The following is a 21,591-nucleotide window of genomic DNA, read 5'->3' on the forward strand; positions in this document are numbered from 1 at the left end:
TCACCTTCCTTTCAGACGGCAGCAGAATAGGAAGAATGGCCTGTAAAATCAAGTCTCGACTCACTAAGTAAGACAGTCGAGCGCCGGATAGCGCCCGGTTCCGAAAGAAACGGCAGGCAATCCCCACCATTTCTCAATGACGGTCGCATACACAGCCCGATAGTCGAGCGTATGCTTCAGATCCCCGTCCTGGAGATCTCTCAGTGAGGGAGATACTCCATAGAGGCCGCCCTTCACGCGCCCGCCCATGAAAAAGTGCGGGGCCGCCGTGCCATGGTCGGTTCCATGGCTGGCATTCTCTCCTACTCGGCGACCGAACTCCGAATAGGTCATGACCAGCACATCCTTCCAGGCGCCCAGCTTCTCCATTGCCGCGCGGAAGGTCGTCAGGCCCTGCGCCAGTTCCTCTAACAACCGGTGATGTGTCGCCGACTGGCCGGCATGGGTATCGAAACTTCCTTGCGTCACTTTGATGACTGCGACCGGCACCTGCGCGGCGATGAGCTTGGCTGCGACCTCCAGCTGTTTGCCGATCTTATTCGCCGGAAAGTCGCTCGTGAGTGGCGGCGCCTGCCGAATACGGCCCTGTAGATCGGAAGCGGCCTGGGAGATTTCCCGCTGGACCTCCAGAATATGGGCCAGAGCAGGGTTGCTCGTCGAGAGGGAAGCCGGTCGAACGGACCCGGCCTGCTGCAGAAACTGCCCCGGATCATGCAGGGCAATGGTGCGTGCCTTCCCTCCACTCAATGGACCGCTATCGCCCTTGCCAAGCACAATCCCCTCAGCGGTGAATCGCGCCGGCAGCGGATGTTGCTCAAACACACGCGAGAGCCAGCCGGTGTCCAGCACCTGCTCGCTGTCTGACGCCGTCTCCCAAATCTCGATGGATCGGAAATGGGAACGATTCGGTCGGGGATACCCGACCCCATGCAGGCAAGCCAGCTCCTTGTTCTTCCAGAAGGGCATCAGCGGGGCCAACGCCGGATGGAGTCCGAACTGAGGGGTGAGTTGGCGGACCTGGTCACGCGAAATCGCTAATTGCGGTCGAGCCTGATAATAGGCCGCCTCTGCGTAGGGAATGAGCGTGTTGAGCCCGTCGTTCCCGCCATGCAACTCAACCAACAGCAACAGCCGTTCCCGGTTGCCCGCTCCGGCACCAACCCCGTTCTTCTCCGCTGCCCGGAGTTCCGGCAACCACTGTGGACGCAACAGAACGAGCGGCAGAGCCACTGCGGCTTTCAGCAACGTTCTTCGATCCAACCCCTTCCCGTTCATGGCGGCCTCACTTGAGTTGATACACCGGATCCAATACCAGTTGGTGCACGGCCTGGCCGCGCTCTTCCCCTTCCATCAAGGGCTGCACCGGGGGGAGCGGGAGCAGCGTAGCCTGCACGACCTCGATGGGCTCCGTCGCGAGCCACAGCCAGCCGGGCACGTGGCCCATATCGGCCATCCCGTGCGAATGACCGGTCTCGTGGCCGCGAATCGCACGATGCAGCATCTGCGTGCGGTCCAGCAGGCTCGAAGTTGTGATCCACCGTGTACCACCTGGCCAACCCTTCACGTTGGGAGGGTCGAAGAGATCCTGCCCGAGCCGGCGGGCCAACCCGATCTGTTGCACGGTGTCTTCGATCGGCAGACTGAAGAGTCTTGCGGTGCCCACAATGAGCTCGACCGGAGACTTGATCAGTACACCACGGTTCTCGGGTGCCCAGAACTGCGGGCTCAGGAGCAGGTCCTGGAGCAATCCGGCGATCTCATAGTTCTTCTTTCTCAATGAGTCGGCCAGACGATCCACTTCCAACGAGTCGGGCCGGTCTGAAATAAATTCACGCCAGAGCTTCCCGACGATGTACCGGGCCACCTGAGGCTGCTCCAGCGTCAGCGAGAGAATATCATCGCCCTCGAAGGGACCGGACTTTCCGAATACGACTTTGCGTCCGTCGTCATGATGACGCAGATCGACACGGAACGCGCCGGTATGGCAATCGAGATGCCACCCGGTAAATGCCCGTGCAGCCTCCTTGATGTCCTGTTCGGTATAGTGGCCTTCTCCCAACGTGAAGAGCTCGAACAACTCACGGGCAAAATTTTCATTGGGATGTTCTTTGCGGTTGCTCTGTGTATCGAGATACAGAAGCATCGCCGGATTCCTGGCGATGGTGGTGAGCAGCGTGCGAAACGACCCCAGAGCATAGAGCCGCAGCAGAACATTCTGCTGATACAAAAACGGCGGCCACTTCACCTTGTGCAAACTGGACGTAAAGTGGTTGTGCCACCATAACGTCATGCGCTCCAGCAGCGGGCACCGCGAAGTGAGGAGTTCCCGATACCACCAAGCCTTGAGTTCCTGCCCATCCGCCTTCAGTCCCTCGCGGAACGTCTTCCTCTGCGCCTCGCTCCAGTGCTTACGCACCTTCGGCAACGGAGGGAGACGATGGATCCAGGCAGGCGGCGTGGTCTGAGCCTTGTTCGTGGGAATCGCCAACGCCTGCGCCACCGCGGCGGCGCGATCCAGCTGCATCACACGCCGGATTTCTTCAGGCGTTCCACCGAACGCCGTGCGGGAGAGAAAGTGGCGGGCCTCGTCGAAGGTCAGACTCATGCATGAACTCTCGGAACAATGAACGCGGCGCTCTCTCTGACAACGACCCTGTCGGAACCAGGTTGACAGGGTTTCTTCTCGTCGCCCTACCTGGTAACAATCCTAGTAGCCAACGCGCGGCGTAGTTCTGTAGTATCGCGCATGCTTCGAACGCTGTCGCTTCTGATTTTACTCGGCCTGCTCGTCGCCGAGGCCGGTTGCAGCACCCCATCCGGCCCGCGCCTCACCGGTGCGGTCCGCTATTTCAATATCCGCTCGGAGGTCGCGCCTCGTCATTTGATCGTGCAAGTCGGCGATGAAATCCGATGGCAGAACCTGAATTCCCAGGCAGTCCGGTTACGGATGCTCGAAGAAACCAACCCCGAGTTGATCTCCTGTCACAAAGGGTTTTCCCAATTTGGAGTCCTACAGGACTCGGTGACCATCGCTCCCATGCAATCCGTCAGCCTCTGCTTCTCGAAACCCACCACCGTGCGCTTCAATGTCTGGCTCGAGGCCGACAATCCACAAGGCGCCATGACTCCCACCGGAAGCATCCGGATCGAACCATCCGCCTCGAAACGCAGCTCCTAAAACCAGCCATCACGCAGCCACGTGCGCCGGCCGAAGACTGGCTATCCGCAACGGTTCGTCAGCAGGGAATATTGATGGACGGATCGCAGAAGAGCGGAGGAATCACGGTAGGCCGCATGTAGCGTGAGGACGGATCTTGCGACCCCATCGGCGCGGTGAGCGCCGGTCCACCCGTCATGCCGGGCAGCCCCTTGCCGATCGTGCCGAACGACTTGCCCTGACTGGAGGGAGTGGTGTTACTTTGCGGCGCGCTGGCGCCGGAAGCCGTGGCCGTAATCGACGACTGCTGCGCGAGGGGATTTTGGAGCGGGAGGGTTCCCAGTGATTGCGGGTTTTGTCCGGGCTGATTCTGTGGGGTCGATGCCGGTGGCGAAGTCTGGGCCGTCACGAACGACGGGGCCAGCATCATGGCCACACTGAGGCCGAGGGCACAGATATTTACGTGACCGAGTCTTCGATACGATCTGCCGTGCCGACTCACCGAGACTCCCCTTCTTCAATTACACCAGCTGCCTGCAAGGCCAGCTGAATACCGTAATGGAGGGCTTCTGTCCACCGGGACGTTGGAGCACCTCATCACGCCACGCCTGAACGGCTCGTTCAACCCGCTCGGCATGCGCATCGTCCACGGCGACCATGATCACCTTGTTGACCCCCGGATAGAAGGAGACACCGTCAGCAGGTCCCGTCTGTCCGGCTCCGGTCGTCTCGGGCATTTCGGTGTAGGCGCGAACATCGCACTGTTCGAGTAACACATGCACCCGTTCCTTCAATGACGACCGGAAGGCCAACATCAGCATATTCATATCGTGACTCCAGGAACGTAACGATGCTCGTTCGACGCGAGGCCCGGTTGGAGGCAATGCGGAGCCCCTCCGCTAATCCAACCAGTCCTTTTCCTTCAGCTTGCGCGGCAGATACTTCTTGGTCAGGTATTGAAAGTCTTTGTTCGCGAGCGCGTCGAGTTCGTACTTCAGCCCGTTCGCGAGCATCCGTTTGATTTCCTGCTGCCAGGCCGGCTTCTGGAACCATTGATAGTTCAGCAGTTCCTTGGCGCGGGTGATGTCTTTCTCGTTCAGCTTGATGCCCACATTCCGCGGCAACTCGTAGCGCTCCGGATCGGCGCTGGAAAGCCCGATGAATTTCGCTTTCGGAATCGCCATACGCTGGCTCTCGAAGGCCAGATTGATCGAGCCCTGCTTCACCACGGAATAAATATAGTATCCCCAGGGATCGTTGTCGACCAGCACATACACGGGGAGCTTGTGCTCCTCATGGAGGCGGCGCGCCAGCCGCCGCACCCCGCGCGGTGGCTGCCCGTTCCCCGTCAGAAGCACACAGTTGTATCGCCGCCAGAACTTATCTTCCGAGAGCCGGTTCCACTGCGTGCCTTTTTCAACCAGCAGGAGAAAATCGGCGGTACAGCGGCGGATCTCCAGATATTCCGGTTCGACGATCGAGGGCACAGAATATCCGCCCTTGCCCAGCTTGGCACAATCCACCCGGTCACCGTCGTCCCCGAACACCACCGGCCCGACGATGCTGCCGCTGTTTTCCGCGCGCACGTGGAGTTCTTCCCGGAGCGCGACCAGCGAGACTTCGAGATCCTCGATAATGGGATCGGATTCGTCCTGTGTATCGAAGGTATTCTCATGGGAGTCCTGAATCGTATGTTTCGTACGATAATAGATTTCCCTGAGCGAGGTGGTCAGATCGGCTTGTTGCAACTCCGCCAGCGCATCGGCCACCAGCATCGTCTGCATGAATTTCTTCGCCATCCCGACGTTAAAAAACGAGCGGGATTGCTTCTTCTCGCCCATCTCGATCAGCCCCCTGCGGGGATTGAACGACACGTTCGACAACGCGCGGATCGGAATCTCAAACGTCGGGTCTTTGGCCCGTTGCGCCGCCGCAATGACCACATCGGCCATCCCGACAAGCTTTTTCCCCACGGCCCCGTTCTTCTTCGTCTTTGCCTGTGCCATACCCTGTCCTATTTCCTTTTCCGGGTGGCGGATACCTGCGCGGGTTTTTTCTTGAGCGGTGCCGACTGTTTCGTAGACGGCTGCTCATCGGCAAACAAGGCTTGCTGCCCGACTTTCGCCTTCGTTGCCCCGACAGACTTGCCCTTCCCGACCTTCGGTGTCTCCTTCGAGCCGCGCTTCGCCTTCACCGGATTTTTCGTCTCGGTGATCGGCTCAGCCTCCGCCGTTTTGGTCGCAGGCGCAGGCGATCCAGGAGTCTGCTGAGCCATCTCGGTCTCTCCCTCGATCCCCTCGGCCGTCACGATGATCGAATGCGGCAGCCCTTCCGGTCCCGCGCCGGTCTTTCCCAGGGCCTCATCGGTCTTGAGGCCCCCCGTCCGTGAACTGGCAATCTTGTGCAACTGTTCCTTCAATTTCTCCGTGGGAAGGTTTCCGCCTTTCAGGCGATTGCAGGCGGCCACAACCTCCTCGATATAGAGATCGAAGATATTGCGGCGACGGAACTCACTGGCAGCCCGCTCTCTTCTTCGCAGAAAAATCCCCAGCCGCCGGCCGGCTTCACGAAGCGCGAGCGTGATTTCCTTCTGAATTTCGTCGTAGTCGGCAATAGCTTCTTTCGACTCGCTGGTGAACGGCACCCACACGGATGCCATGTGCACGAAGATCACCATCGGCCCGGCAGGCAGCGCGCCACGGGACTGCGACACCCCATAGTTTCGCCAGGTGGTGCTGAGCACCGCTTTGAACGTAGCACACGCCGATTGTTGATAGAGCAACGGCACCCGATTCGCGTAGCGGATCACCCGCGCCTGTTCGGTATCGTTCCCCTGGTCTTCACCCTCGGCCAACGGCACGGCGGCCTGCTGCGGCTTGGCCGCTTCGTCCGGTCCTTTCCCGAAGGCCAGCCCTGCCTCGATGATAAAGGGATAGCCGCGATAGACGGCCGGTGGACGACTCACGGCCGTATAAAACTCACCTTTGATTTGCTTATAGAGGCCCGAGAGGATCGCCTTCTCCCCGATCGGCGAGATGCAGTTCGTCGGCGGCGCCATGATCTTGGTGGTCTGAATCGTCTTGTAGAGCGTTTCGGCCGCCTGATGCTTCACATCGCGAGGCTTGGTTGCGGGCGACACTTTCGCCGCCTTGCAGATCTCCTCGGCCAACGCAGGCGAAACCCGGCAGAAGTCGCTCGCGAGGAAACCGGCTACCGTATGGCTCTTCGTGTCCTGCAACATCTTGAGCAGGGCCCCGAACTCGATGCCATAGGGATGCGGCTTGATTTCTTTCGGGGAAGGCGGCAGTTCGTGATAGGTCCGGGGATACTCTTTCGTTTCCCCTTCCGGCGTGTGATAGACCAGCCGCACATGCGGGTTGGCGATCGACGTCTGCTCCAGCCACTCATCGACGGACGCGCGGCCCTTCTGGTAACGCCCTTCGACCTCGAGCGCCACTTCGGTGCCCTGCGGCTGAGCCCAGTCGATCTGCTTGTTCTCGTGCACCAACGGCTCGTTCTTCTTCGTGTCGATTTGCACTTCGAAATAGTGCGCCGCCGCGCGAGGCCCCGTGCGGGAAATCACTTTCACCGGCTTGCCGGTCGTCAATTGCCCATACATGCCGGCCGCTGAAATGCCGATGCCCTGTTGCCCTCGGCTCATCCGCATGCGATGGAATTTCGAGCCGTACAGCAATTTGGCGAACACACGGGGGATCTGTTGGCGCACAATGCCCGGCCCGTTGTCGGTCACCGTGATCCGGAAGCGTGTCGCCTGGCTGGGAGTAACCGGCGCCTGCCCGTTCGCGACCATTTCAAGCCTCACCGTCACCTCGGGCAGGATGCCTGCTTCTTCGCACGCATCCAACGAGTTGTCTACGGCCTCTTTCACGCAGGTCAGCAGCGCTTTGCGGGGATTGTCGAAACCCAGGAGGTGCCGATTTTTCGTAAAAAATTCGGAGACGGAAATTTCCCGCTGCCGCGCCCCCATTTCGACCGCGGTCACCGCAGCGGACGATTCATCTCGGGAGGTGGATTTTTTTCGTGACGCGACTGATTCAGACACGGTGGTTTCGGACTGGGGCGCAGGAGCGGAGGACTGAGCACGTGGCGATGATGTCTTGGTGGCCATTCAACCTCTCACGCAAGGAATTCACACTGGAACGGCTCGCTTAGATTCACTTGACGAATACGTACGCTCTTCGTCGTTTACAGGGAACGACCAGGAGAGTCAAGCCTTGAGCGTATTCTCGTCGGCATCTCGATGCAGGAAAACACGGTGCAACGAGTGGACGAAATGCGGGGTGATCGAACCGGGAGTGATGAGGAGCGACGATGCAGGGTGGTGACGGAGGTTTGGGTGGGAGGAGGACGCACCTACCGAGGAGAGGTAGATACGGCGGAGATCTCGGGAGGATTTCAGGCTTCCCAGTACAAGCTGGGCATGCACACCACCCTCAACACTCAATCCCCTTTTTGTACATATTCCCCCGGGGCGTTAACTCCCCCCACCCGGTTACGATAGGCCTCCTCACGTCGATGAGTCAAGAGCATGGGCAGGCGATTTACGGACCGTCCGTGTCGGCCTGTCGATGTGTGATGGTCGGGTGATGGAGCCAGGCCGCCTCGATCCGGACCTCCGCCCCGATCGGACAGTACAACGGCACTGATGTGTTGTTACTCTCGACCAGCGCTCTCAAGGAACCGCGTTCGTTGTCGAGCTCCAACACACCCAGATGCTCATGGAGATCCACCACGCAGGTGATGCTCCGGGACTCGCGATCACTCACGATCGTCCTTGCCACCACCGGCTCTTGCAGCGTGAGCAGGTCATTCGGCCGGAAGGTCGGTTGATCCTTCATCTCGATGGCAATCAACACGCCTGCCCCGGCCAGGAGCAGACACACCCCGAACAAAACAGCATTGGCCCGCTGCGGATAATGGATCTTCAACCAACGAACAGCCGTGCGGATGCCAATGACCAACAGCAGAACGATGAAACCCAGCGCGACGACGGTCAACACAAGCCGAAAGTTCATGCGATCCCTTGTGCCTGGTTGACGGCAACCACTGAATACAGTCCGTTCGTCGTCATCAACGGAGTCAGCGTCATCGTGAATGGAAACTCCGTGCCGTCTTTCCGTAAGCCGACGCATTCACAAACAGGGCTCACCGATCGGTCGTCCGGGCGGATCAAAAAAACGCCAGCGTGGTCTGAGCCTTGCGGGCGCAGTCTCGCCGGCATGAGCCGTTCAACAGGCTGGCCGGGCAGTTCGCCTCGCTCATAGCCGAACTGCGTGTCCACATGGGGATTCGTCAACAGAATCATCCCTTCGGCATCCACCACGATGATGCCATTCGAGGCCGATTCCATCACCAGGCGAAGGCAATCCGCGCTCTCACGCAACGCCTCTTCGGTCCGTTTCCGTTCAGTGATGTCCTGCGCGAACACCAAGACCCCGAGCACATTCCCCTGCGAGTCCAGGTACGGCACCTTGTCGGTTTGCACCCAGCGTTTTTCACCGTCCCCTGTCTGATAGGGCTCGATGATCCCGAGCTTCGGCCGCCCTGAAACGATCACCTCCAGATCATCCTGATGATACCGCTCGGCCTCTTCCGGATAAAATTCATCGGTTGACCGGCCCTCGATTTCCGCCACGGTTTTCTTGATGGATGCCGCCGCCCGGCGATTCGCGCGCAGGATCCGATTGTGCGCGTCCTTGTACCAGACCATGGCCGGGATCAAATCCAACAGCGCCTGCTGCTCAATCTGCTGTCGCAACAGTCGCGCTTCCGCCTCTTTCCGCGCCGTGATGTCCCGCACAATGCCGCAGTGCACGCGCTGACCGTCGGAGATCCAACTGCTCAGCGACATCTCAATCGGAAATTCACGGCCATCCTTGTGCAACCCGTGCATGGTCACGACCGTGCCCTTCAGGCGTAAATCGCCCGTGGTACGTACTCGCGCTAAGGCCTGTACGTGCCTGGCACGGTACCGTTCGGGCATGATCATCGTCAGGGACTCTCCTAACACCTCCCCGGCCAGATACCCGAACAGACGCTCGGCGGCGCTGTTCCAGGACAGGATTTTTCCCTCCCCATCCGCGAGCACAATCGCGTCGGGCGCGGTCTGCACAACTTCCCGAAACCGGTCTTCGCTGGCCGTCAACGCCTGCTTGGTCGCCGCAGCTTCGATGGAGAGATGCTTCACTCCCACGGCACGCCGGATCAGCGCTTTTAATTCTTCGGCATCGTAAGGCTTCGTCAAATACCCGAACGCTCCTTCGGTGAGGGAGCTGTGCTTTTTCGCCACCTCGACAAACGCCGTCAGCATGATGACCGGAAGCACCGGGTCGATTTGTTTCAGGAGGGCGAGAACCGAGAGTCCGTCCATATCAGGCAGCATCAGGTCCAGCACCACCGCGGACAGAGATTCCGCCTTTGCCTTGGAAAGGGCCTCGGCACCGGTGCCGGCGACTGACACACGGTAGCCGACGTGCTCCAGGAGATCATGCAGTACGAGTGCAATATCGGGGTCGTCGTCTACGATCAGGATTTTGGGAGGTGGAAGCTCGGTCACGCTGGGCGGGGTCTTTGACATGGCGGTCAACGAAACCATGGGTATCGTCATACGACCGGTCTGACGCTTCGGCTGTCATTGTCCTCTTTTCGATGACAAGAATCCAGGTGTCTATCGAGCCGCTGCTGAATGGCTCATCGGATAGGCACAGGAAAGACCTCGCCCGGCCTTCACTGGTCGATTACCCGATGAACCATTTCACCTCAGAGCGCCTCACTTCTTCCGGTAGACATTCAGGCCGATTTTCTCCTCTCGCCCCGGAATGGTGACATTTCCCTCCGTCGAGGCAATAATCGTGGTTTTCCCCGAGGCTGATGGCCCGAACTCTTTCGACAAATCCACCTTGATGGTCAGCACGGTCCCCTCGACGGTCATCTCTACATTCTTCATGTTGCTCCCCTAATCCTTCAGGACGAATGTGACCTTCAACGCCACACGATACTGGGTGATCTTTCCGTCTTCGATATCCACTTTCTGATCCTCGATCCAGGCGCTTTTCACATTCTGTAACGTCTTGTTCGCGCGAGCGATTCCAAGATGAATGGCATCGTCAAAACTCTTGGGGGATGCAGCAATGATTTCCGTCACACGTGCGACAGACATGATAGCCTCCCTGATTTGAATGGTGGATACCACACTCGGCACCTCAGGCTAGGCCGACCATACAGCCCTGTCAAGCCTGCATCTCATTGAACGGCCCGCCGGCAGTGACGGGTGAAGACGACGGCTGAATCTCAGTAGCCTGGGAAAACACCCAGGTTGACTTGTTGCCCCTCGGAGGATAGCGTGCCCCACATCGACGGTCGTAACACCCGTATGGGCTCCCCTCCATGCCGACCGAGATCGAGATCCAAATCACGCATCTTTTCTCCACGCCTCTGCTGGTGTTCACGCCTGCGCATCACGAACGCATCAATGCCGAGCTCTCTCAACTGATTCTGGCGCGCGAGGCTTCCGTCCCGAGACACCGAAGTGATCCGGTGGTCCTCGCCTCACGACCTGTCGATGATGGATTGGGCAGGAAGCCCCCTGCGCGAGTTGTTTGCGCCCGTCATCGAAGTAGCCAAACAAGTCACAACCCTCTCCGACCGATGCCGCCATGCTGCCCGTGGACCCGATTGGGAAGTCGTCGAGGTGTGGGCCAACGTTCAACGAAACGGCGGGACCAATGCAGCCCACTCTCACCCCGGAAGTTTTTGGGCAGGCGTCTATTATGTCGATGTGGGCGAGGTCTGCCCGACCCTAGGAAAGGGAGGCGAATTGCAGATTTACGACCCACGAGGCTGTCTGCCGCGTATGCTGGCGCCCTATCTCCAGTACAGCATGACCGAATTACATGATGCCGGAACCAGCATTTCCTACTCCCCTGCGGCCGGACAATGCCTGCTGTTCCCTGGCTGGTTGTTCCATGCCGTGAATACGTATCGTGGAACGGCGCCCCGAATCAGTGTGGCGTTCAATCTCGATCCCGTCTTACAGCAGGGCCCCCTGAGCAGCGCTCACGCGGATGCCGTCGGCGGATCACGCCGGTGAGAGACCCCTCGCCGCAGCCTGCGCAGCTCGCACTCAGGCGATGCGCATCGTGGCCTCCGGCTCTCGCTATGGCAGCGCGTTCGCCTGAATGAAGAGAGCCTGCTCGAGCGCGCGAAAGAATTGCTGATACGGCTCCGGGGACTCGATGGCCTTGAGGTAATACTGCGCACTGGCACGCACGATCAGCTGCCTGTTTCCGCGTGGCCGGACGGTGACCGTGAGGCGGACAAGATTGCTGCGGTGATAAAACGGCCCCCAGCTCCGGAACTGCCGGGTAAGGATCAGGAGTCCGTCGTCCCGATACAGGTGATAGGAAGGATCACCCCATGGCGAGGATTCGTAGTCATCAAATTTCTTGCCCGAGACAATGCCCAGAGTTTCATCCAATACCTCCACCGCAAAACCTAAGTCCTGACAAGTGGCAACAACCCCCTGAATCGTCTTGAGACGATCAGCGGTATCGAAGACGCGGCTTTGAGCCGCCCGCACCTTGACCTGGCTGGCCTCGGCAAGCCAGATCTGGTCGCGCGACTCCCATTGGTTCTCATGTCGCCACTCATAGGGCGAACAGCCGGCAGTCAAGGCCATCAAGGCGAGGCCAACCACGACCATGCAGTTGTTCGACCGGCGGCATCGATACATGGCGGGGCGAGCCACCGACTAGTCCTTCACCAGAAATAACGAACGTTCCACCGCCGCGAAGAAGTTCTGATACACCTTGGGATCTTCGATCGGCTTGTTGTTGTAGATCGCATTGGCACGGATCATCGTCTTGCCGTCCTGTTGTGAGCGCACGGTCACGGTCACGCCGAGCACATCGTAATAGTTCGGTTCGGCAAACCGGGCCGCCGTCACCAGCCCGAGCGGTTCGTTCGCGCGTTCGATGATAAATCCCAGGTCTTGCAGAGCCGCGATGACGCCGCGCATGGCGACGGTCTGTTCCTTGACCTCGAACGTGCGGGTCTGCGCGCTGCGGATCTTCATCTGCGCATCGGTCGGCGCAAAGAGCTCCTGCCTCGGCTCCGGCGCAACGCAGCCTTGCAAGATGACACTTCCCATCACGACCACCACTGCGCCGACGGCCTGTGTCCAGTTCATGAATCCTCGTAATTAAATCGAATGCGGCTCCAGGAACACAGCCTTAGAGAGCTTCGCAAAAAATTGCTGATAGATCTCAGGGTCCCGGATCATTTCCATTTTCTGTTCACCGGGTGGAATGTAGTTGCGGTCGGCCTGCCCGTCCCCCTTCCATACCGCCCGATAGAAGACAATCCGGACTTCCTGCCGCGATTGTGCCTCGTTGAGCGGCCGCGTCACGAGGCTGGCCGCAATTTTTTGGTGCAGGTCGATCGGGATGACGACGTGCCCGAGTGACAGCAGCCAGATAAAGAACCGGTTTCGGTACTGACCGTACTCACGAGCGCTACGTTCCTTCGCGGCTCGCAGGAGCCCGACTTCCCGCACACTTTCCTCGACTTGAAACCCGAGATCCTGCAGCGCGGCAGCCGAGGCGGACAACAATTCCTGATCGTTCTCCGTGTCGAAGAAACGGGTCTGCATGGCCCGATTGGCGCTGCTCTCCGGCGTGAGTTGAAACAATTCCGCCGGCTGCGTCTGTTGCACGCAGCCCTGGGGCAAGACCAACAGCCCCATGAGCAGAAGAACGGCCGCAGGGAGCCGCTGCATCAATCGACCGGCTCTCTCAGAATTGGGTGGAGTTGTAGGCAAAGTCCCGGACCTTCTTGTCTTCATCGTACTTGATGATAATGGTGAGGGTGCGCTGACGCTGCGAACTGGACCGATCGCTGGAGTTGGCTCCGAGGATGATCAATCCGGCATAGGAAGAACTGGCCGTATCGACACGATCCGTGGACACCTTGTCGTAAATCCACACTTCACGGCGCTTGTCGTCGGTCGTGACGATATTCGGCGAACCCAGCAGTTCCGCCACCTGCGCCGCCGACATGCCGACTTTCACCTCGCCCTGGACCCGCCCGACCGTCAACCGGTCTTCCTTGATCTCCGCTTGCCTACCGCCGCACCCGGTTACGCCCGTCAGCACACAGAGCCCGAGCACTGCCACTCCCCATCGCATGTGTCTCATCGTATACGTCTCCCTTCCTGACATGACCATGTCTGCACCACACCGTTGGGCCATCTTATCCTGCCGACAACCTCGTGGCAAAGGACGATCTGTGCGACGGAATCACATCGCTCCCCTCAGATTGCTGGACAATTCACCGGAGGCCGCTACAATTGGCTGATCAGGAGGTACTGCGATGCCGATACCGGATGCCATAGCGAATGATGATGTTGAAGCAGCGTGGAGAACGTTGGTCGAACAGACACGAACAGGCGTGTTACTGACACTCCGGAACGGGCATCCCTTCGGCTCCCATGTACCCTACCTGCTCGGAGACGACTGGGCTCGCGTGTATCTTCACCTCAGCCGGCTGGCCTTACATACCCAGCATCTCCTTGAAGACGCCCGTGTCAGCCTGTTTCTCGCCGAGCCGGACAAGCCAGGCAAAAACCCGCTGGCTCTGCAACGCATCAACCTGCAGGGAACGGCCTCAATCCTCCCCCAGACCGACATGGCCTATGAATCGGTGAAGCAGCGTTATCTCGCAAAGTTCCCACAGTCACACATGATGTTCAGTTTCGGCGACTTTGCCTTGTGGGAGCTACGGATGCAGGATGCCCACCTCGTGCTCGGATTCGGCCAGGCCTATCAGGCCCGTTCAAGCGCCCCCGGACAGTGGCAACATCAGAAACCCGACAAAAAGTCCTGACCCGGTTCATTCGCGACACCCGTCGATCAACGGCCAATCCCTCTGCCGAACACTCCTCGCCCCTCCAAAGCATTAGTCCCTTCGTCGAAGGACCGATGGTGATTCACGCACCCTGCACAGTACCCTGCGCAAGGTCACGTGAACTCATCGAAAGGACGTCCGTCCATGTTGCTTGTCGTCGCCGTCATCGCCGGCTATATGTTGTTGCTGGCGGGTCTTGCCGTCGCTTCGCCCGGCATCGGATTCACCGGTTCGCTCCTGCACCTTGTCCCGGGTGACTGGCGTGATGCGGCGCACGTACCGGCCTACGGCCTCCTGGCCTGGTTGGCTATGGTTGGGTTCCGCCTGCGTGGCTGGCCTATTCGCTACGCCCTGCTCGTTGGAATCGCGTTTGCCGGGGTCTTTGGCTTATGGACGGAGGTGGTCCAGGGGAAGGCCCCGGGACGCGAAGCCTCCCTCTCTGATCTCTTGAACGATCTCACGGGTGCCATGATGGCCGGCGCCCTGATGCTGTGGCTGCACAGCACCTCCAGACAAACTGACCGGTTCGTACCGGCTCTGAGAGCGAACGTACACCCCCTGAGGAAAGGAACGTCGTCGAAATGAACACTGCCCATCGTGAACGCGGGGCCAGACGTATTCCCGTGCAGTACCCCATTTATTATTCAAACGGCACATTTCAAACCATCGGCGTCACTGAGGACTTCAACGCCTCAGGCGGGCGCATTCGCGGGAAAGAGCAAGTCAGCGTGGGAATGGAACTGGTGGTGATCGTCATCCAGCCGACCCCCGAGACGCCCATGCTCATCCGCCGGGCCACGGTCCGCTGGTCGAAGGGCCACAACTTCGGTATCGCGCTCTCGGGCGTTCCCCCACAGTCTGAGTCCGAGCTCAAGGCCATGGCCAAAGTGATGCTCCCCGGCCTCTGGTCCTGTCTCAACTAGAAGGGGCTTCACCAGCTCGGGAGGTCCTCCGAACCGAATGGGAGCGCCACGCCGCTCCCTCGCTTCGAGACGGACTCCTCCGCGGCCTCATTTTCTTCGCACATGATCCAGTGGCTGCCGCGGACCGGCAAAGAACAACTCCATCAACACAAAAAACATCATGAGGAGTGCGCCCAGCCCGATGGCGACGGCCCAGTTTTCCCACGACATGTCTGACCTCCTCTTGCCCATGAAAATCGTCGAACGATTCCCAGGGGGCAGCGTTACCTGCCTGAACGGTGCAACTGCAACAACGTCTCCAGCTTCCACAGCGGAATACTGTCCACCTCCCTCTTGCTGCTGAACGCCAAACCGCCCACGAACAATGCAATCAGCCCCAGACAGGCCAGCACCAAGGCCCCGCGTGAAATATCCGCAGTGGCAGTCGAGTGGTATGCGACTATCGGACGGCCGGCCGGCATCTCCTTGAGCAGAGCCAACCGATCCACCGATGCATCCGTGCGAACGGCCGCACTCATCGCACTGGCGAGTTGAATCTGCCCGGCCGCCTTCGCCTCCGCATACCCTTCTTGCGCCTGCGTCACCTGAATGACGGCCCGCCCGATTCGCTCCTGGACCGCCGCCGCCATACCATCCTCCTCCTGAATCGCCTCGACTATCGAGCGGCCAAGTGTCGCCTGCCTGGTCGATTCAAACTGATCGTGCATGCGCTGCCCGATCGATTCGGCCCGCTGAATCAGGTTCGTGTTGAATTCGCCGGCATACTGATCGGCAGAGAGGACTCCGCTTGCAAGACCGCGGCGAGTCTGGTTGACGACGGACTTGCCCATGACATACTGCATGCGCGCACGATGATCGGCTTCCTGTCCAAACGTGCGCAACTCTGCCAACACCAGCGGACTCAGCAACGTCGTCGAGATCAGCTGAGACTCACTCACCGCCCGGTTTAACTCCATGGCTGAAGCAGAGAGGGCGGCACCGGCCTCCCGGTCGAGCAAGACATCGTGAAGAATCGCCTGGCCTAAAACCGGCTGCAGATACTGCATTCCGGTGGAGGGGTCGTGAGTCACGATGGTCATATTGGCAACGGGAGCGACCGGCGCCTGCCAGAAACCATCGGCAGCCGTCACCAATAGGTACCCGCCGAACAGCGTCGCCACCAATCCGACGGCGACCACCACATCAACGAGGTCATATTTTCGTCCCATGATATCCTCCTATCCTGCCTCGGGTAGTTCGGCGCGTGGCAAACAGGCAGGACGCCGGCGCGCCGGAATCTGAGCCGCACCAGATCGCTGTCGTTTAAGCATAGAGACCTCCTCCTTGGTGTGATGGAGCACTTGCAGAATGGAAATATATTCCCGGCCTGGCGAGGCACAAAGCGCGGGCTGCAGATCTTGATGTGGAACGTCGTTGATGAAGGATACCGGCCGGAGGAGACGGGACAAGGCTGGCTTGGTCAGAGCGGCGGTCATGTTCGCCACGGAAGACCATGCGACCACCTGCAGAAAGGGTGGCATTGAATGACTCAGTTAGTCTATGCCTCGCTCAAAAAGCAGTCAATACGGCAAGAACTAAGAGCCGGCGCGGGTTGCCGGGCATGTGCTCTCCCGCATCATTCAACATTTGAATAGCGTGATTCACCTCTCAGGAATAGACATGCAGTACAATGTGGAAAGAGATCCCTATGCGTATCTTCGAGAGGGAGTGTCCTATGCCAACCACCAGCCTGCTGATGCTACTTACCGCATGGACGCTATTAGGCCCGGTTTCCATCGCCGGCTCCCAGCCATCGATCCTTCCACAGCGAGACGGGACCACCAGCACCCTGACCCCGCTGGGGGAGCGGGACGCCATCTATTCCGACGCGCATGGAGGCAAGGGCGTCACTCATCTCGGGTCCGGCATTCCGTCACACACCTTCAGTTCTCCCCATGGCGCAGTGCCCGGATCAGTCACACCATTCGGAACACCGACACCGCCGAATCTCGTCACACCGGCGCCGTTACTGCCGCTCCAACCAAGAGATATGGCGACTCCATACCCTCAGCCCCCCGCATCATCCGATAGTCCAGGCGGATACAGCAGGTTCGGCGGGCGATCGGGGCGCTAGCCGGTCGAACGACCAGTCTGGGATGATCCTCCCCCAAGCCCATCCGCCAAAGAGCACGGTTGAATCTCTTCAGGTCTTTCGTTAAGTTACAGGCAATGACCATCTCCCGCGCACGCCTCATTCTGCTTGCCTGCGCGAGCGGTCTTCTCTATCCCCTCTCCTTCCCCGCGTTCGACCTCGGCATAGTGGCCTGGTTCGCGCTGGTCCCGCTGCATATCGCGGTCGAATACCTGTCGCCGGGTCGCGCGTTCCGTATCGGCTGGCTTTCCGGCACGCTGGCCTTCACGGGCTCGATGTTTTGGGTCATTACCGCCATGAACGTCTACGGTAAGGTCCCGTTCCCGATTGCCACCCTGGTGATGTTGTTGCTCACGGTCTACCTCGGACTCTACATGGCCGTCTACGCAGGCGGACTTTCGTGGATCCGGACAGCGTTCCCGACTCTGGGCTTCCTACCCGCGCCTTTTCTCTGGGTGACATTGGAACTGATCCGTACCTACTTTCTCTCCGGCTTACCCTGGGCACTATTCGGATATTCCCAATACCAATGGCTCCCGATCATTCAGCTGGCCGACCATTTCGGGGTATACGGCGTCTCCTTCCTCCTCGTGTTGGTCAACTCTGCGCTGGCTGAAACAATTATCTGGGGCTTCAAGGCCTATCGCGGATTTCAGATTCGTTCGTTTCCCTGGCCCTCGTCGGTGGCGGCTACCGCCGGATTCAGCGTCGCCCTGTTTTATGGCACCACCCTCTTGTCGTCCGTCCAGCATGTCCCGACCCGAACGTTGTCGGTGGGAGTCGTACAACCGAATGTGGAACAGGCGCAGAAATGGGATGTGGCATTTCGCCAGGAGACGATGGCACGCTACGATCGGCTCACGGCGGGACTGGGCGACAATCTGGATCTCATCGTCTGGCCGGAAGCCGCCACACCCTTTGTATTTGAAATGGAACCGCAGTACCGCGCAGTTGTGAACGACATGGCTCGCCGTTCCGGCGCCCCACTGCTGTTCGGCAGCCCGGCTTTGCGACGTCATCCGGACGGTCGCCCGTTCTTGCTCAACAGCGCGTACCTGCTCGCCACCGACGGCCAGATCCTCGGTCGCTACGACAAGCAACATCTGGTTCCCTTCGGCGAATACATTCCGTTTCACAATTCATTCTTGTTCTTCCTGGACAAACTCGTCGAAGGCATCGGCGACTTCGAGGCCGGACCGGGATCGACGTTATTGATGTTCAAGCCTCGCGGGAAGAACCCGCCCGCGGTGACCGCAGCCACCCTCACCGATTTCCACGTGAAGTTCGGCGTCGTCATTTGTTACGAAGTGATCTTCCCCAACCTCGTGCGGCAGTTTGCGGCGAACGGAGCCGATTTCATGGTCACGGTCACGAACGATGCCTGGTTCGGTCCGTCGTCGGCACCCTATCAACATTTCGGCATGGTGGTCTTTCGTGCCGTGGAAAATCATGTCGCCTTCGCGCGGGCGGCCAACACCGGCATCTCCGGCTTCATCGACCCCTACGGGCGTGTCGTGCAACAGTCACCGATCTTCACGCAGGAAGCGCTCAGAGGAACGATTGCCGTCAGCCATCAGCAGACCTTTTACTCGCAATACGGTGATCTCTTCGCGTATGCCTGTGCTATACTCATCGCGCTTTTGTGCCTGACCGGCTACTTCTCACACGACACAGAACCCGCCGGTGGTGAACCAGCCGGGCGACCAGCCTGAGCGAGAAAGGACCGTGCTATGTTAGATGATGTCCGAACCCGTGTGCGTACCCTCGGCGAACAGTTGGCTCAACTACGGGGGCATCTTTGACCTGGCTCGAATGACCGCTGAACTCAACGACATCGAAGTCAAAACCTCTCAGCCGGATTTCTGGAAAGATACGCAGGCAGCCGCCAAGGTGAACCGCCGCAAGGCCGCCCTCGATCGGGAACTGTCCCGCTGGCGGGAGACCGAACGCCGGCAGAACGACATCGAGGCACTTCTCGAACTGGCGCTGGAATCCGGCGATGCCGGGCTGGAGCAGGAACTCCTGGCCGAACTCGAACCATTCGAAAAAGCCGTCGCCCAATTCCGCATCGAGTTGCTGCTCTCAGGCGAATTGGACTCGAGCAACGCCATCTTCGCGATCCATCCAGGAGCCGGCGGAACCGAGTCGCAGGACTGGGCGCAGATGCTGCTGCGCATGTATGTGCGATGGGCCGAGCAAAAGGGATTTAAGGTAGAGACGTTGGATCTGCTGGCGGGGGACGAGGCCGGCATTAAGAGCGCCACGCTGTCCGTCAGCGGACCCTATGCCTACGGCTATCTCAAAGCCGAAGCCGGCGTGCATCGCCTTGTGCGGATCTCCCCGTTCGACGCCAACAAACGACGGCATACGTCCTTCGCGTCGGTGTTTGTCTACCCCGAGCTCGATGACGATGTGCAAGTGGTGATCGACGACAAAGACCTGCGGGTCGATACGTTTCGAGCCGGTGGCGCCGGCGGTCAGAATGTGAACAAGGTCGAAACCGCCATCCGTATCACCCACATTCCGACCGGCATTGTGGTGCAATGTCAGAACGAACGGTCTCAATTGCAAAATCGCAACGGCGCCATGAAAATTTTGAAGGCGCGCCTCTTTGAAGTGGAGCAGCGGAAGAAGGAAGCCGAGTTCAATGCCATCGTCGGTGAAAAGAAAGACATCGCCTGGGGCAGCCAGATCCGGTCCTATGTGTTCCAACCCTACCAGATGGTCAAAGACCATCGGACCGGATACGAAGTCGGCCAGGTCTCCGCTGTCATGGATGGTGAGCTGGACGGTTTCATCGAAGCCTATCTCCAAAGAAAACTGACCGGCGGGAAAGCCCCGGAGCCGGTCGCCATGAAGGATGATGACCTGTAAAGAAAGGGAGCTGATAGCCTATGGCCTATAGCAGATAGCAGAAAACGGAACCTGTTCCGGACCATCAGCTATTCGCCAGTAGCCATACGCTCCGTGTGATCATGGATGAACTGAACGATCAACGCCAACAACGCATCAAGAAACTCGACCAACTTCGGCAACTCGGGGTGGCTCCATATGGCACGCGCTTTGAGGTGAAGGACCGGGCCGGACAACTCACGCGTCTGCACGGTGAAAAAACCAAGGACGTGCTCGAGCAGGAGCAGATCAGCTGCACCATCGCCGGCCGCATCGTCGGACTACGCCGGTTCGGTAAGGCCGCCTTCGCAGTACTGCAAGATGGGGCGGACCGCCTGCAGGTGTATCTGAAAAAGGACACATTGGGCGAGCAGGCTCACCAGATTTCCGAAGGACTGGATCTCGGCGACTGGATCGGAGTCACGGGTGTCTTGTTCCGCACCAAGACCAACGAATTTACCGTCGAAGTGAGGACCCTCACGTTTCTGAGCAAAGCGCTACGCCCGTTACCGGAAAAGTGGCATGGGCTCACCGATGTCGAAACCCGGTATCGGCAGCGCTACGTCGATCTCATTGCCAATCCCCAGGTACACCAGATATTCGCGCTGCGCAGCCGCATCGTGTCCGGGATCCGCGCGTTTCTGATCGAACGCGGCTTTCTCGAAGTCGAAACGCCGATGATGCACCCGATTCCCGGCGGCGCCGCCGCAAAACCCTTCGTCACCCATCACAATGCCCTGGGCGCCGAGCTCTATCTTCGCATTGCACCGGAACTCTATCTCAAGCGGCTGATCGTCGGCGGCTTCCCGCGCGTGTTCGAGATCAACCGGAATTTCCGGAACGAAGGCATCTCGACGATTCACAATCCTGAATTCACCATGTTAGAGTTTTACGTCTCCTACGCCGACTACCACGACTTGATCGTGCTGACCGAAGAACTCTTCGGCCGGTTGGCCCAGGACATTCTCGGCACCACCACCATCGACTATCAAGGCACACAGATCAATCTGGGATCGCCGTGGCGCCGATGGTCGTATCACCAATCGATTCTGGAAGTGAATAGCCTGCCGACCTCCGTCCTCACGAATCGCGATGAGGCCCTTGCGGCGGCCCAACGCCTCGGTGTCGAAGTCTCTCCCAAAGAATCACTGGTGAATATCCTCAACGAGATCTTCGAAGAGACCGTCGAGCCGCGCCTCCAACAGCCGACCTTCATCACCGACTACCCGATCGAAATTTCCCCGCTCGCGCGAAGGAAAGACTCCGATCCGTCGCTCACCGACCGGTTCGAGCTCTACATCGCGGGGCGTGAAATCGCCAACGCCTTCTCCGAGTTGAACGATCCGCTCGATCAGCGCGAGCGCTTCGAGACTCAGGCGGCGAAACATGCGGCCGGAGACGAGGAAGCCCACCGCGTCGATGAAGACTTCCTGCGCGCCCTCGAATACGGCATGCCGCCTACTGCGGGCGAAGGGATCGGCATCGATCGGCTGGTCATGCTCTTCACCAATCAGTCCTCTATCCGGGATGTCGTCCTTTTCCCGCAGCTGAGGCCTGAAAAGTAG

The 21,591-nt window shown here is 59.3% G+C and carries 25 protein-coding genes; 9 read left to right on the plus strand and 16 right to left on the minus strand.

All coding sequences use genetic code 11. The annotated features are described in order from the left end of the window. Positions 1–63: 63 nt before the first annotated feature. Positions 64–1,275, minus strand: coding sequence for a DUF1501 domain-containing protein (locus NSND_RS00975; protein WP_080877189.1), 1,212 nt, complete (start codon positions 1,273–1,275; stop codon positions 64–66). A 7-nt stretch (positions 1,276–1,282) separates the two neighbouring features. After that, on the minus strand, positions 1,283–2,605 hold the full coding sequence (locus NSND_RS00980; protein WP_080877190.1) for a DUF1800 domain-containing protein: 1,323 nt from the start codon (positions 2,603–2,605) through the stop codon (positions 1,283–1,285). 141 nt (positions 2,606–2,746) lie between these two features. Here NSND_RS00980 and NSND_RS00985 point away from each other — a divergent pair, with 141 nt between their 5' ends. Further along, positions 2,747–3,178, plus strand: a complete 432-nt coding sequence (locus NSND_RS00985; RefSeq protein ID WP_080877191.1) for a hypothetical protein — start codon at positions 2,747–2,749, stop codon at positions 3,176–3,178. 58 nt (positions 3,179–3,236) lie between these two features. Here the strand turns inward: NSND_RS00985 and NSND_RS00990 are convergent, their stop codons facing one another. The 8 genes from NSND_RS00990 to NSND_RS01020 all read right to left on the minus strand — a co-directional run bounded on the left by NSND_RS00990 (position 3,237) and on the right by NSND_RS01020 (position 10,337). Then, positions 3,237–3,659: a hypothetical protein gene (locus tag NSND_RS00990; RefSeq protein ID WP_080877192.1), complete on the minus strand. Its 423-nt coding sequence runs from the start codon at positions 3,657–3,659 to the stop codon at positions 3,237–3,239. A 19-nt stretch (positions 3,660–3,678) separates the two neighbouring features. Beyond that, on the minus strand, positions 3,679–3,984 hold the full coding sequence (locus NSND_RS00995) for a hypothetical protein (RefSeq protein ID WP_080877193.1): 306 nt from the start codon (positions 3,982–3,984) through the stop codon (positions 3,679–3,681). Positions 3,985–4,056: 72 nt separating this feature from the next. Then, the gene (locus NSND_RS01000) at positions 4,057–5,163 is read right to left on the minus strand and encodes a DNA topoisomerase IV subunit A (protein ID WP_080877194.1); all 1,107 of its coding nucleotides are present in this window, start codon (positions 5,161–5,163) and stop codon (positions 4,057–4,059) included. Positions 5,164–5,171: 8 nt separating this feature from the next. After that, entirely contained in the window at positions 5,172–7,286 is a 2,115-nt protein-coding gene (locus NSND_RS01005) for a DNA topoisomerase VI subunit B (RefSeq protein ID WP_235000126.1), read from the minus strand. A gap of 433 nt (positions 7,287–7,719) precedes the next feature. Then, positions 7,720–8,193, minus strand: coding sequence for a hypothetical protein (locus NSND_RS01010; RefSeq protein WP_080877195.1), 474 nt, complete (start codon positions 8,191–8,193; stop codon positions 7,720–7,722). Continuing rightward, complete coding sequence (locus NSND_RS01015) at positions 8,190–9,773, minus strand: PAS domain S-box protein (RefSeq protein ID WP_159450565.1); 1,584 nt, start codon at positions 9,771–9,773, stop codon at positions 8,190–8,192. Before NSND_RS01015 ends, NSND_RS01010 begins: the two co-directional genes overlap by 4 nt. 174 nt (positions 9,774–9,947) lie before the next feature. After that, positions 9,948–10,124: a hypothetical protein gene (locus tag NSND_RS21435; protein ID WP_013248611.1), complete on the minus strand. Its 177-nt coding sequence runs from the start codon at positions 10,122–10,124 to the stop codon at positions 9,948–9,950. Positions 10,125–10,133: 9 nt separating this feature from the next. After that, positions 10,134–10,337 (minus strand): dodecin family protein, encoded by a 204-nt coding sequence (locus NSND_RS01020; protein WP_080877197.1) that lies wholly within the window; start codon positions 10,335–10,337, stop codon positions 10,134–10,136. Between the two features lie 402 nt (positions 10,338–10,739). Here NSND_RS01020 and NSND_RS01025 point away from each other — a divergent pair, with 402 nt between their 5' ends. Then, the gene (locus NSND_RS01025) at positions 10,740–11,267 is read left to right on the plus strand and encodes a TIGR02466 family protein (RefSeq protein ID WP_080877198.1); all 528 of its coding nucleotides are present in this window, start codon (positions 10,740–10,742) and stop codon (positions 11,265–11,267) included. A 66-nt stretch (positions 11,268–11,333) separates the two neighbouring features. Here the strand turns inward: NSND_RS01025 and NSND_RS01030 are convergent, their stop codons facing one another. Genes NSND_RS01030 through bamE form a run of 4 tightly spaced genes read right to left on the minus strand, consistent with a single transcriptional unit; the run spans position 11,334 to position 13,371 of the window. After that, positions 11,334–11,924, minus strand: a complete 591-nt coding sequence (locus NSND_RS01030) for a hypothetical protein (RefSeq protein ID WP_143833336.1) — start codon at positions 11,922–11,924, stop codon at positions 11,334–11,336. Between the two features lie 3 nt (positions 11,925–11,927). After that, positions 11,928–12,365, minus strand: a complete 438-nt coding sequence (locus NSND_RS01035; RefSeq protein ID WP_080877200.1) for a hypothetical protein — start codon at positions 12,363–12,365, stop codon at positions 11,928–11,930. A 12-nt stretch (positions 12,366–12,377) separates the two neighbouring features. Beyond that, the gene (locus NSND_RS01040) at positions 12,378–12,953 is read right to left on the minus strand and encodes a hypothetical protein (protein WP_080877201.1); all 576 of its coding nucleotides are present in this window, start codon (positions 12,951–12,953) and stop codon (positions 12,378–12,380) included. Positions 12,954–12,969: 16 nt separating this feature from the next. Beyond that, positions 12,970–13,371 carry an outer membrane protein assembly factor BamE domain-containing protein gene (bamE, locus tag NSND_RS01045; protein WP_080877202.1) on the minus strand — a complete coding sequence of 134 codons (402 nt, stop codon included), beginning with the start codon at positions 13,369–13,371 and terminating at the stop codon, positions 12,970–12,972. Positions 13,372–13,546: 175 nt separating this feature from the next. Here bamE and NSND_RS01050 point away from each other — a divergent pair, with 175 nt between their 5' ends. The 3 genes from NSND_RS01050 (at position 13,547) to NSND_RS01060 (ending at position 15,003) form a co-directional block, all read left to right on the plus strand. Beyond that, positions 13,547–14,059: a HugZ family pyridoxamine 5'-phosphate oxidase gene (locus tag NSND_RS01050; RefSeq protein WP_080877203.1), complete on the plus strand. Its 513-nt coding sequence runs from the start codon at positions 13,547–13,549 to the stop codon at positions 14,057–14,059. A 165-nt stretch (positions 14,060–14,224) separates the two neighbouring features. Then, a complete protein-coding gene (locus NSND_RS01055) occupies positions 14,225–14,665 on the plus strand; it encodes a VanZ family protein (protein ID WP_080877204.1) in 441 nt (146 codons plus the stop codon). Next, on the plus strand, positions 14,662–15,003 hold the full coding sequence (locus NSND_RS01060; RefSeq protein ID WP_080877205.1) for a PilZ domain-containing protein: 342 nt from the start codon (positions 14,662–14,664) through the stop codon (positions 15,001–15,003). The genes NSND_RS01055 and NSND_RS01060 overlap by 4 nt, the downstream gene beginning before the upstream one ends. A gap of 87 nt (positions 15,004–15,090) precedes the next feature. On the opposite strand, the gene NSND_RS21785 is transcribed toward NSND_RS01060, so the two are convergent. Together NSND_RS21785 and NSND_RS01065 are read right to left on the minus strand one after the other, a co-directional pair. Continuing rightward, on the minus strand, positions 15,091–15,213 hold the full coding sequence (locus NSND_RS21785; protein ID WP_255373811.1) for a hypothetical protein: 123 nt from the start codon (positions 15,211–15,213) through the stop codon (positions 15,091–15,093). Positions 15,214–15,266: 53 nt separating this feature from the next. Continuing rightward, entirely contained in the window at positions 15,267–16,211 is a 945-nt protein-coding gene (locus NSND_RS01065) for a hypothetical protein (protein WP_080877206.1), read from the minus strand. Positions 16,212–16,717: 506 nt separating this feature from the next. Here NSND_RS01065 and NSND_RS20810 point away from each other — a divergent pair. The 4 genes from NSND_RS20810 to lysS all read left to right on the plus strand — a co-directional run bounded on the left by NSND_RS20810 (position 16,718) and on the right by lysS (position 21,591). Then, on the plus strand, positions 16,718–17,116 hold the full coding sequence (locus NSND_RS20810) for a hypothetical protein (protein ID WP_143833337.1): 399 nt from the start codon (positions 16,718–16,720) through the stop codon (positions 17,114–17,116). Positions 17,117–17,211: 95 nt separating this feature from the next. After that, a complete protein-coding gene (gene lnt / locus NSND_RS01080) occupies positions 17,212–18,846 on the plus strand; it encodes an apolipoprotein N-acyltransferase (protein WP_080877209.1) in 1,635 nt (544 codons plus the stop codon). Between the two features lie 18 nt (positions 18,847–18,864). Then, positions 18,865–20,008 (plus strand): peptide chain release factor 2 gene (prfB, locus tag NSND_RS01085; RefSeq protein WP_143833338.1). Its coding sequence is split into 2 segments (ribosomal slippage): positions 18,865–18,933 and positions 18,935–20,008, totalling 1,143 coding nucleotides; the frame shifts between segments, so codons are not numbered across the junction. 101 nt (positions 20,009–20,109) lie between these two features. Beyond that, on the plus strand, positions 20,110–21,591 hold the full coding sequence (gene lysS, locus NSND_RS01090; RefSeq protein ID WP_080877826.1) for a lysine--tRNA ligase: 1,482 nt from the start codon (positions 20,110–20,112) through the stop codon (positions 21,589–21,591).

The organism is Nitrospira sp. ND1 (genome assembly GCF_900170025.1).
In the GTDB taxonomy this organism is placed as follows: Bacteria; Nitrospirota; Nitrospiria; order Nitrospirales; family Nitrospiraceae; genus Nitrospira_A.